An 11937-nucleotide genomic window follows, 5' to 3' on the forward strand; every position below is an offset into this window, starting at 1 on the left:
GCAAAAGTATTCTTTTTGCTGCAAAGGCTCAAACTTTTTTACTACTAAGACTCAAAGACACAAAGTTTTATTTAGTTTTTGTCTCAATTCTCTAACTAAAAATGCAAAACCGAGGTTAAAACTCAAACTTAGTGCTCTGAAATCAGCTCCAACTCTGTTCTAAAAGAGAGCATTTTATCAGCAAATAATTCTAATGCTTCTTGTCGTAATTTAGGCGCATCTTCAAGATAATACCTTTCTAAAGTAGCCTTGCTGTCTGTTATATATTGAACGGAATATGTGATACCTCCCATTTCTTCTTCAACTAAAACTCTCACAATTCTTGCCGATGAGAATTTTTGAGTTGCCAAAACTTCTGGTATGTGTTTTTCCTGCATCCATTTTAACCATTGGTCGTGAACGCTTTCGTGTATATTGGTTGTAACGTTGTAAATAATCATTTTTTCTAAAGATTCTGAGATTCTAAGGTATCAAGTTTCTTTTTAGGCACTTAATCCCTTATTGAATCATCGTATTATTAATTCTTTTCTTTGGAATTTGGAATTTATAAATTCTTATCCCCTCTTAACTCTCGGTATTTTTTTCTGGCATCAACAAAGTAAATACTATCCTGATGATTAAAAATTACCTTTTCATATAAAGGCTTTGCCTTTTCTGTATCATGCAATTCATCGTTGTAAATTTCTGCCGAAAAAAACAGCGCTTCATCAACATAAATTCCGTCACTGTGGTGATCGATAATTTGCTGGTATTGGCTTAAAGCCGAATTGTAATCCTTCAAACTTTCGTAAATCTTACCTAAACGCAACATTGTAACAGCTTCAATTTCCTGTCCTTTATAAGCCTTTAATATGCTTTGAAACTGTGCAATTGCTTCTTGTTTTTTATTCTGATAAATTAAAAAATCACCTTTTGCAAACTGTTTCAAAGCGGTTTGTGTCGAATCTGCAGCTTTATTATCGTTTATTAACAAAAAATACTCTAGAGCATCATTAGCAATCAATTGAGTGTTTGCCGATTTTAATGCTTTAAACTGTGTTAAAGCCCACTCAAAATCAGTTTTAAAATAACTTGTTTTAGCGGCTTTTAAACTTGCTTCATACACCATAACATCATTCTTTAGATCTAATTGAATCTGCGAATAATAAATTAATGCCTGATTAAACTTTTCTTCCAATAACAAAATATCTGCAAGTTCCATTTTAGCGTCTGCCTGCTGATATGCGTTCAAGTTTAATTCCAGCGCTTTTTTCACAATTGCCTTAGCTTCTTCTGTCTTTTTTAGATTAAAAGCTAAAAAATGCGCTTGAATTAATTGCAAAGATAAGGTAAAAGGAGTTATTTCATAAGTTGTGAGCAATTGCTGTAACTCATTTGTAATTGCAGGATAATCTTTTTCCTGCGCTTTATCGATTTTAATCTGCATTAAACGGGCGTTGCTTTCTACCAATAAATCTAAATCTTTGGTGTTTTGAAGAATGAAATTCAATATTTCTTCTGCCGTGTCAGTATCATCTTCGTTTATAGCAAACTGGCTCAGATTTACAATGCTTATTAATGATTCTGGTTCGCGTTTGTAAATTGCTTTCTCTTGAATAAATGCTTTTCCAAATTCTTTTTGCTGTACATAAAACCAGCTTAGATAATGATTCCAAAAAACATCTTGATCTTTTTGTGTTTTTAAAATCAAGGCTTTTCGCATAGCATCTTTAAATGCAGTATTATCTGTTTCCCCATTCATAAAACGGGAAAGCTGTGTTTGTATCAAATTGGCGTTTTGCGGATTCTGATACGATTCTGTCAGCAGCATATCGATCATTAGATCTGTTTTCCCAAGCTGACCGTATAACATCCCGATTTGGAAGTTAAAATTATAATTGGGCTGCACCTGCATTCCCGTTTGATATGCTTTCACCGCATATTCAAGCAAAACTTTTTTCTCAAAAGAATTACCAATTCCATAAACATCATTAGGACTTGTTTTGATTTTATCGATTGCCTGCTCGTAATACGATTTAGCCTTAGAATCATTTTTTTGCAACTGATAATTATATCCTAATTCAACTAAAAAAACACCTTGCTTATATTTATTATAGCGATCTTGAATCGTTTTTTCAGCAACATCAAACATTTGCAGCTGTTGGTAACAGTCTACTGTTCTTAAAAAATACTGAGTATTAGAGGGAGAACCTTTTAAAAGCTCTTCATAAATCAGTTTAGCTTTCTCAAAATCGCCTTTCTCGTAGTAATTATTTGCCAGTTGCTCGTTTTGCGCGAATACAAAACCAGACCACAACAAAACGATATAGATAAAGATGTTTTTCATATTCAGCTTATTAAGTTGCCGCTTTTTGTTGCCTATTGTAGAATCTGAACACAGCAATTATCAAACTCCTGCGTAATCATTTTTTTGTCTTGATTTTAAAACAATCAAAACTATGCCAATAATTATAAAAGGAATACTCAATAATTGTCCCATATTAAAAAGCATATTATTCTCGAAACTTTCTTGATTTTCCTTAAAGAATTCAATTATAAATCTAGCTAGAAACAATAGTGTCAAAAAGGTTCCAAAAATTAATCCGTTGGCATTTCTAATTCTTTCTGATTTATACATTTTAAACAAAATACCAAAAATCACTAAATAAGCAAATGCTTCATACAGTTGGGTTGGATGTCTTGGAATCATATCGTCTCTTTGAAAAACAACGCCCCAATTTCCGTTAGTAGCTTTTCCGTAGATTTCAGAATTCATAAAATTCCCAAACCTGATAAATGCTCCTGTTACTGGGACTCCAACTGCCATTTTATCTAAAAGCCACAAAAACTTTACATGATATTTTCGACAATATAAAACCAATGCAATAAGAACTCCTATTGATCCGCCATGACTAGCTAAACCTTGATATCCAACAAATTTATAAACTCCTGCCGTTTCTTTTATCGGCAAAAGAATTTCTACCGGATGCTGCATAAAATATTCAGGCTCATAGAAAAAAACATGCCCTAATCTTGCACCCAAAATTGTTCCAACAATTACATAAACCAGCAGACTGTCAAGATTCTCGATAGAAAGATTTTCCTTTTTATAAATATTCCTTACGATATAATATCCTAATAAAAGTCCGCAAGCAAAAAGCGCTCCGTAATATTTTAAAGGAAAACTATCTGTTATCCAATAAATAACAGGGTCTACATTCCAATTTAACACTCCATTCATCCTCTTCAATTTTAATTATGCTGACCGTTACAATTAAGAAAACCTAACAAGTTTAAAAAAACCTGTTAGGTTTAACCCTAAATGTACGAAATTTTTAATTTATGATGTCAAAACCGCAGTAAGGGCGTAAAACTTCTGGAATTACGATTCCTTCTGGTGTTTGATAATTTTCTATAATTCCTGCTAAAACTCTAGGCAAAGCCAATGAACTTCCATTTAATGTGTGTGCCAATTGGTTTTTACCATCTTTGTCTTTAAAACGCAGTTTTAAGCGATTTGCTTGAAAAGTTTCGAAGTTAGAAACTGAACTAATTTCTAACCAGCGATCCTGCGCTGTAGAAAACACTTCAAAATCATAGGTTAAAGCTGATGTGAAACCCATATCACCTCCGCAAAGACGTAAAATTCTGTATGGCAATTTCAGTTCTTGCAAAATATCCTTTACATGCTCAACCATTCCGTCAAGCGCTTGGTATGAATTGTCTGGGTGTTCAACACGAACAATTTCAACTTTATCAAATTGGTGCAAACGGTTTAATCCGCGTACGTGCGCTCCATATGAACCTGCTTCACGACGGAAACACGGTGTATAAGCAGTGTGTAAAATAGGCAATTCGCTTTCGTTTAAAATAACGTCGCGGAATAAATTGGTAACCGGCACCTCAGCTGTTGGAATTAAATATAAATCATCAACTCCAGCGTGATACATCTGCCCTTCTTTATCTGGCAATTGCCCAGTTCCATAACCTGAAGCTTCATTTACCAAATGCGGCACTTGAACTTCATTATATCCTGCAGTTGTATTTTTATCTAAAAAATAATTGATTAAAGCACGTTGTAAACGAGCTCCTTTTCCTTTGTAAACAGGAAAACCAGCTCCTGTAATTTTTACACCCAATTCAAAATCGATGATGTCGTATTTTTTAACCAATTCCCAATGCGGTTGTGCACCTTCGTGCAAAACTGGAATATCACCTTCTTGAAAAACATTCAAATTATCATCTGGAGTTTTTCCTTCTGGAACAATATCAGCTGGAAGATTAGGTAAAGTGTATAATTTATTAGTCAGCTCAACAGCCAAAGCTTCTGCTTTTTCGCCAAGTTCTTTGCTTTTTTCTTTTAATGAAACGGTTTTTTCTTTTAAAATTGCGGCTTTCGATTTCTCTCCCGCTTTCATTAATTCGCCTATGTCTTTGGACAATTTATTAGATTCAGATAAAATATTGTCTAGCTCAACTTGCGCAGCACGACGGTTTTCATCTAATTTCACCACCTCTTCAACAACGCTTTTAGCATCGATATTTCGTTTTGCTAAAGCCTTGATTACTTTCTCCTGATTTTCTCTAATAAATGCGATTTGTAACATAGCTTGTTTTTTATAACTATTGTATATTTTTTATAACGGAAGCAAATTTAAGCAAATGTTTCCTAAGATTATGACAAAGTTTTTGAGGAAAGAAATATTTCGCACATCTACATGCAGTTTCTTTAAAGGTTTGTAAAGCGTTTTTAAAGTTTACTCTTTTATCATTTTAAAAGTTTGTACTGAAGTGCCAACTGTAACTTTTAAAATGTAAAACCCAGAAAGCAGTCCAGAAACATTTATCGTTCCGTCGCTTGTTTTTCCTTTTAAAACCGACACGGATTCAAAGTTAAAAAACTCAAAATCAAAGCTTTTAGAATTCAAATTCTCAATTGTAATGGTTGTTACCGCAGGATTTGGAAAAACAAAAGGTTTAGTTTTTGCATTTTCTTTTGGCGGCATATTATTACAGGCACTTTCTAAAAGCATCTCCAGATCAAATTCATCATACGTCAAAGTATAATTTAGTTCTTTTGCTTTTGTAAATAAGGCACAGGCTTCTTCGTACTTTTTTTGATCCAGATAAATGATTCCGAGGTTTTTCATAGCATACGAATTGTTTTTATCCATCTCCAAAGCCATTTTTAAATCTGCAATTCCTTTGTCCGATTCTCCAAGTTTATGATAGATTAAACCTCTGGTCGTTCTTAAATCACGTCCGCCGTATCCTGTTGTTCTTTCGATAATGGCTTTTTCAGATACAAAAGCAAACATGATATTATCCATTGCTTTTTCATACTCACCCATATCACTGTACAATCTGGCAAGTCCCCATCTCGCGTGGGCATGATCTGGTTTTGCCGCTATAATTTTCTCTAAATAATAACGTGCCAAATCATACGATTTTCTCTGCTGCAACAATGTTGCAAAATTATATAGAATGCGATAATCATTGGGCGCATTCTGGATTGCTTTATAATAATAGTGAAACGCGAAACTTTCCATTTCAAGCGATCCATATATACTTGCGATACGATCGTAAAGTTTACTTCGAAAGGAAGCCGCTTTCTTTTGTGCAGAATCCGATAAAACTAAATTCTTGTTTTTGGGATCTTTGTCAATCGCATATTCAACCCTTTTTAAATCCTCAATTGCCAATGTTGTATTACCAAGACTGATTCTTAAAACCCCGCGATTGTAGAGATCATTAATTTTTGTTGGATTAAAATTAGTCTTTGCATTAATTTCAGTCAGCATTTTTAGTGCTTTCTTGGTAGTTTCTTCTCGATCTTTATTAAAAGGCAGTTTATGATCTACTCGACTCGTTAATTTTCCGTGCACAAAATTCCACGTTACGAGTTTTTCACCTTGTTTGTTGAGCTGATAGCAATCTCCATCTTTTTTACCCTCTTTATCAAAATAGAAAACTTCGTTTAGTTTTCCACTCGAATAATAGGTTTTAGAACTGTCTGGCTTTTTATCAGCACCATACCAAATCTCGATCGAAACTACTTTATCGTCATAAAAATAACGCGTCACATTATCCGACATTTCTTTTTGTTTTTCTTGAGCCAACAAGAAAACAGGCAAAATCAATAAAACAAAAAGTATTTTTTTTCGCATTTTTTTTTCGTTTCTATAAAGACATAAAATTATAAAAATCGGTTTTGATCGTCTTTTTTAAACGAGTAGATTTTACCATTGTATCGCAGCCTTTGAAATTCTTTTTTAACTTTTAGATCATTCATTTTCTGAATATCATTTTCTAAATCTTCTTCGGCAGCGGCCTCGTATGAAAATATTTTTGAAACCAATAAATCATAAAACCCATTTGACTGAGCATCAGAAATGCTAATACCGGTTTCGAGCGTTTCGATTTGATAAGTACCGCTTCCGTCTGAATCTCCATTTACTGATCGAATTGGATATTCGTACAACAATTTCTTCATTTTATTTCCGTCGAATATCATAATCGTTAGCTTTTCCTCAGAATACACTACAACTCTGCTGTTTGAATATACTGCTGTAGTAAAAGCAATTGCTTGATTTTTTTCATCCAGTTTCAATAGATTTTTCAAAATATACGTTTTGCCGACTCTTAAACCTTCATTTTCATAATAACCAAGACCAGCGTCAGATTCTTCTGCCAGAATTTTCCCGTCGCTGTTGTTTACGAAAACAAATTTTCTTTCGTAAAAATTACCTCGATTTTCATCTTTTGATTTTGATTTGTTCTCTTTTCTAATAATACAAATCGCAAAAAAAGTTATTTCATCACTGTATTTAATCGAACTGACATCTTCAATTTTAACAGCTTTGTATTCGATTTTCAAATTTTCGGATGCTTTTTTGAGCAGACTTAAATCTAATTCGTCAGAAGAAATTATGTATTCACTATTCTTGAAAATCAGTTTTTCAACTGGTTTAGGTGTCTCTGTTTTTAGAGCCAGCGATGAAGCATTTTCCTCAATGATTTCTTTCTCTTTTTTTCCACACGAGGATAAAAATAGAAAAATGCCACTGAGAATTAAGTAGGTTTTAATTCTCATTGTTCTTGATTTTAATAATTAGGGGCTTCCAAATATAAAATAATCTGCTTACCCTTTTTAATTAAAATCACTTTTTTAAGAGAGCTCTTAATTTAACCCACCGGCTGTAATTATTTTCAACACATAGAAACATAGCTTTTGCAGTCTAAATTAGGCGCTTCACTTTTTTTAAATACTCATAGTTGCGCTATGCGAAAGAAGCGTGTTTCTTTTTGTCTTCTTTTTTACATACAAAATCTATGTTTCTATGTGTTTAATTATTGTTGTTTTGCAGTTACAATCAATGAGTTAATTTACTTATATTCTACAAGCAATTCTCTTAATTCATTCGTTTTCAAAAATACCGCAAAGCGTCCGGATAAAAGTAAAACATCTCTTTCCTGAGCGGTAATTCGCAATTTTGTTTCAACATGAGAAGCATATTCATACAACAGTAAAACTTCGCTAGCAGTCAATTCTGGAAATTTATCTTTATCAAGCGTTGCCACTATTATTTCGCCATCTTTATCTTTTTTAAAGGCGCTTTCACCAAATCTAGTGACTAAATCTTCTTTAAAATTGGCAAAGAGCTTAATCCAGCTGCTGGAATCATCGTTTGTTTCTTTCAATACTGCCACTAAATCATTGTAATCTTGATCTTTCTCCATTTTCAGCAAATGATCTCGAATCGTAGTAAAACCAATTATCTGATAATTCTTAACAGGAATCTTATATCTTTCAAAAGTACTTTCTACATCTTTATCAAAAGTCATATATCGGGTTTGAACGGTATAAAGCGAAGCCGTTTCAAACAATGAAAGAAGACCAATTTTTGTATCGTTTATATAAGGCTCCTTTTTTCCTTGACCAAGACAGTCAATAAAAACGGCTTTTTTATTTTTATCATTTACTCTGGTATCGCTGTGAAGTACTTCCGCCAAAGTTTTGTATCCCATATTGTCCGAAGCACCGCCGTCTATAATACACAATATTTTACTTTGATCTTTGACACCAAATTTAACCTTTGGCAAAACGCCTGGAAAGGCAGAACTTGCCGTAATACCATACGTTACAGGGAAATTATATCCGTCATTAATTTCACTTTCGTTTAATGGCAAAGCAGCTCTATTTGGCGCAAGCGATGCATTAAGTTTTAATCCTTTAATAATATGCGGCATAAACGGAATTCGTTCTCCGTTATTAAAAGCAGTTCCGTTTGCAATAAACATTGGCATCAAAGGCGCAACAGTACTCTCTTTTGGAATAAAAAAATCAGACAGCAGCATTTGTTTTCCAAATTTATCTTTGTTGTCAGGATTTATAGCATCGTATTGCAAAATATCAGCATCTATACGCTGTGTCATTGATACGCGATCTCCTTTTTCGTTACGACTGTTATTTAAAAGCGACAATATATTGGCCGATTTATCGACATAGTCTTTGTAAGCATCTGCTTTTGAAAAATAAAACTCGTTGAAAGAACAGTTGTCTTGAAATAATTTATTCTTGAGAATGGTTAAATAATATCCTGCCGAAAAACAGCCGCCAGAAACAGTAGAATAATAATCGATTTCATTCAAAAAATTGCGCTGCAGATTGTTCTCGCTAATTTCTTCAAGTCCAAGGAGAACGCCCATACTAAAAAACTGCGCTCTTGAACCACCGCCAGAAATACTTATTCCGAGTGCAATATTAGGATTCTGAAAACTGGGATCTCTTTCCTGAACCGATTTATAATCATTTAAAGAAACTGCAGGAATGGAGCTGTAATTGATTTCAGAAAAAAGATTGATTTTATTTTGAGAAATTGCTGCTTGAACAAAAAGAATCAGCAAAATTTGGCAGTATTTATTTCTCATTTTGGGCCTTTTTAAAATCTGTAAAACACTCAAAGCGAAATTAATAAAGTTATTTCACAAAATAATAGCAGGACTGCGTAAAGATTTGTTAAGTTTTACTCTTAATGAGATTCGACTATTTTAAAAGGCTTGTTTTAAAATAGTCGAATCTCATCAAAATCATTAAAACTTTTATTCTTTGAACCTTTGCTGCTCTGAACCTTTGAACCTTAAAAAGACTAAGCTCTTGTTATTTCATGCCCAACAAACTCTTCCAAAACTGCAAATATTTCATCTACAGGAAGCACTTCAAAATCAGGATGATTTTTTAGGAAATTGGCATTTAGTTCGACCAAATTTTCGTCTAATTCAAAATAAGTATTATTGTTCAGCAAGTCTCTTGTTGGGTTTACACCTTCGAACTTTCCTTTAAGAAATTTAGCAATTTTTACGCTGCTCAATAATTTGACTCTTTTAGCTTGCGCCTGAAATAACTCCAAATGTTTTTCGGCACCAATCAAAGTCAAACCTTCTTCAATCAATTCGTTTAATTCTTTGTTCCAACCAGAATTATAAACAAACTGCGAAAAATTACCAGCTGCATATTGCGACGCATAATAATCTAAATAATAACTCAACAAAGCATCTTCATGAATCAGATCGTCATCTACTTTTTCTTCACGCATCAGATTGATTACCGAAATATTAGAGTTGATAATATCCTGCGGATTTTCACTTTCCATTGCTGTTTCAGAAACTATAATTCTACCGAATTCCTCCATTTTGTTTTGTTTTGAGATTATTTTAAAATTAAAGACTTAAGAAATCTACTAATCTAAACAGCGTCAGATTCGTCATTCTTCTTCATTTCGTTCATTTTCGCAACTAAAGCTTTCAATCGTAAAGCACGTTCTCTCTTTTCTTCTTGAAGTTTAGCCTTTTTACGATTTAGTAATTTGGTATGTAAAGCCTTGTTTTTAGTATTCTTTTCGGGTCCTTTTGCCATGATTCACATCCTAACTGTTTTGCTTTGCAAATTTCGTCGAAATAATGATATAATCAATACTATTTTAGGCGTTTTTGCAACGACGAGTAGAGCTGTTTATTAGTAACCCTAATTAAAACTGTATATATTCGAACCATATTTTTTTTGTAAGTTTATTACGAAATTAAAATTTCACCTATCAAAATCTTAAAACTGCCAATTCTATGAGCCTACCAAAAAATCTAACCTTATTCTATGTCGCAGGAATTCTCTCTATTATTATTGGAATTATTTACGCAGTAATTCTTATAAACGGAAATTCTGCGCCAGATGGATTAATGGGGATTTATATTTTATTTTGGTTAATTCCCGTTTTTGCGGCTGTATTGATAGATCGTTTTCTGGTCAAGAAATTTGGAACCCAAAAAGTAAATAAAGTTCAATTCTCTTTTTTGTTATTCATTGTACTTTTATGGATTATTAGGGCTATTGCTAATTTGTAGAAATCTTATAACCGCTTAAATCATGACACCAATCTTCTTTGCAACTCCAGAAAAATTTAGAGCATGGTTAGAAAAAAATCATGATAAAGAAACCGAACTTATAGTAGGTTTCTATAAAATGAGCACCAAAAAACCATCAATGACCTGGTCTGAATCTGTAGATCAAGCGCTTTGTTTTGGCTGGATTGACAGTGTTCGAAAATCAATTGATGAAGAAAGTTATTCGAACAGATTTACACCCAGAAAAAAAACAAGCAATTGGAGCGCCATCAATATCAAAAAAGTCGAAGAACTTACAAAGGCAGGACTTATGAGAGAAGCCGGATTAAAAGCTTTTGAACTAAGATCTGACGCAAAATCTGGAATTTATTCTTATGAAAAAGAACCAGAAGTTCTAAATCCAGAATTTGAAAAACATTTTAAAGCCAATAAACCCGCTTGGAACTTTTTCGAAAATCAAGCACCATCGTACAAAAAAGTTATGATTCACTGGATTATGAGCGCCAAACAAGAAAAAACCAGACTTTCGAGACTAGAAAAAGCAATAGCAATAAGTGCTGAACAAAAACGAATGTTGTAAAAGCTGTTGTTTTCATATTTTTTAAGCATTAACTTTATTCCGTCTAAAAGTTTAAGCTAAAAAAGAAAAAGGAATGGAAGGAAGAAAAGCATTAGAATATTATGTTTTAGATGTATTCTCAAATGAAAGTTATAGAGGAAACCCACTTTCGGTGGTTTTTACAAACGGTAATTTAGAATTAGAAACGTATCAAAACATCTCCAAAGAATTTGGCTATTCCGAAACTTCATTTGTTTATTATTCCCCAGCACAAAAAGCATTAAATGTACGCTCGTTTACTCCAACCGGAATCGAAATTGACGGCGCAGGACACAATTTATTAGGAGCGGTTTGCGGAGCTTTATTAAAAGGAATACCCATATTTAAAGACCAAGAAGAAAACGCTCGTTTCGTAATCATGAAACACGCTGCAATTCCGTTGACTGTAAGTTTTGATCCCGTAAGCTTTTATCCTGTTGTGCAAATGCATCAAAAGTCGGCAGTTTTAAGGCAGGAAATTCCAACATACAAATTAGCGGTTGCACTTGGTTTAAAAATCGAAGATTTAGACAGCAACGACTTTGTTCCCACAATCGTTAAAACTGAAGTTTCGCATACTATGGTTCCCATTAAAAACAGTCAAATCCTGAACGATTGTATTCCAGATCCAAAACTGTTAATCGAAATTTCGAAAGAATATCAATCTGAAGGTTTTTATTGCTTTACCATAAAAGGTCAAAATGAAGAACATATTGCCGAGACCCGATTTTTTAATCCAATAATCGGAATTTATGAAGATCCCGCAACAGGAACTGCCGCAGGTCCATTAATTGGATTTTTAACTCAAAAAAAACAAGCAAAACTCAATCAAGAATATAAAATCCTGCAAGGTGTAAAATTAAATCAGCCTTCGATTATTGAAGTTATGAATCGCGAAAATGATATTTTGGTTGGCGGTTCTTCGATAATTACGATGAAAGGCGAACTTTATCTATAAAAAA

General features: G+C 33.3%; 12 protein-coding genes. 3 read left to right on the top strand and 9 right to left on the bottom strand.

The features are described from left to right. Positions 1-128: 128 nt before the first annotated feature. The 9 genes from BOW55_RS08210 to BOW55_RS20800 form a co-directional block, all read right to left on the bottom strand. Entirely contained in the window at positions 129-440 is a 312-nt protein-coding gene (locus BOW55_RS08210; RefSeq protein WP_129023726.1) for a DUF4286 family protein, read from the bottom strand. A 104-nt stretch (positions 441-544) separates the two neighbouring features. Continuing rightward, positions 545-2326, bottom strand: coding sequence for a tetratricopeptide repeat protein (locus tag BOW55_RS08215; protein ID WP_129023727.1), 1782 nt, complete (start codon positions 2324-2326; stop codon positions 545-547). A 60-nt stretch (positions 2327-2386) separates the two neighbouring features. Further along, complete coding sequence (gene lgt / locus BOW55_RS08220) at positions 2387-3220, bottom strand: prolipoprotein diacylglyceryl transferase (RefSeq protein ID WP_129023728.1); 834 nt, start codon at positions 3218-3220, stop codon at positions 2387-2389. A gap of 94 nt (positions 3221-3314) precedes the next feature. Next, on the bottom strand, positions 3315-4586 hold the full coding sequence (gene serS, locus BOW55_RS08225) for a serine--tRNA ligase (RefSeq protein WP_129023729.1): 1272 nt from the start codon (positions 4584-4586) through the stop codon (positions 3315-3317). 150 nt (positions 4587-4736) lie between these two features. Further along, a complete protein-coding gene (locus tag BOW55_RS08230) occupies positions 4737-6146 on the bottom strand; it encodes a T9SS type A sorting domain-containing protein (RefSeq protein WP_129023730.1) in 1410 nt (469 codons plus the stop codon). Positions 6147-6175: 29 nt separating this feature from the next. Beyond that, positions 6176-7072 carry a hypothetical protein gene (locus tag BOW55_RS08235; protein WP_129023731.1) on the bottom strand — a complete coding sequence of 299 codons (897 nt, stop codon included), beginning with the start codon at positions 7070-7072 and terminating at the stop codon, positions 6176-6178. Positions 7073-7365: 293 nt separating this feature from the next. Beyond that, positions 7366-8910 (bottom strand): patatin-like phospholipase family protein, encoded by a 1545-nt coding sequence (locus BOW55_RS08240; RefSeq protein ID WP_129023732.1) that lies wholly within the window; start codon positions 8908-8910, stop codon positions 7366-7368. Positions 8911-9128: 218 nt separating this feature from the next. Next, a complete protein-coding gene (locus BOW55_RS08245; protein WP_129023733.1) occupies positions 9129-9671 on the bottom strand; it encodes a hypothetical protein in 543 nt (180 codons plus the stop codon). Positions 9672-9724: 53 nt separating this feature from the next. Further along, positions 9725-9895, bottom strand: a complete 171-nt coding sequence (locus BOW55_RS20800; RefSeq protein WP_164975015.1) for a hypothetical protein — start codon at positions 9893-9895, stop codon at positions 9725-9727. A 203-nt stretch (positions 9896-10098) separates the two neighbouring features. On the opposite strand from BOW55_RS20800, the gene BOW55_RS08250 reads away from it, so the two are divergent. The 3 genes from BOW55_RS08250 (at position 10099) to BOW55_RS08260 (ending at position 11933) form a co-directional block, all read left to right on the top strand. Continuing rightward, complete coding sequence (locus BOW55_RS08250) at positions 10099-10377, top strand: hypothetical protein (RefSeq protein WP_129023734.1); 279 nt, start codon at positions 10099-10101, stop codon at positions 10375-10377. A 22-nt stretch (positions 10378-10399) separates the two neighbouring features. Continuing rightward, the gene (locus tag BOW55_RS08255) at positions 10400-10957 is read left to right on the top strand and encodes a YdeI family protein (protein ID WP_129023735.1); all 558 of its coding nucleotides are present in this window, start codon (positions 10400-10402) and stop codon (positions 10955-10957) included. Between the two features lie 73 nt (positions 10958-11030). Then, a complete protein-coding gene (locus BOW55_RS08260; protein ID WP_129023736.1) occupies positions 11031-11933 on the top strand; it encodes a PhzF family phenazine biosynthesis protein in 903 nt (300 codons plus the stop codon). Positions 11934-11937 lie beyond the last annotated feature (4 nt).

It is taken from the genome of Flavobacterium sp. YO12 (genome assembly GCF_004119495.1).
Classification (GTDB): Bacteria; Bacteroidota; Bacteroidia; order Flavobacteriales; family Flavobacteriaceae; genus Flavobacterium.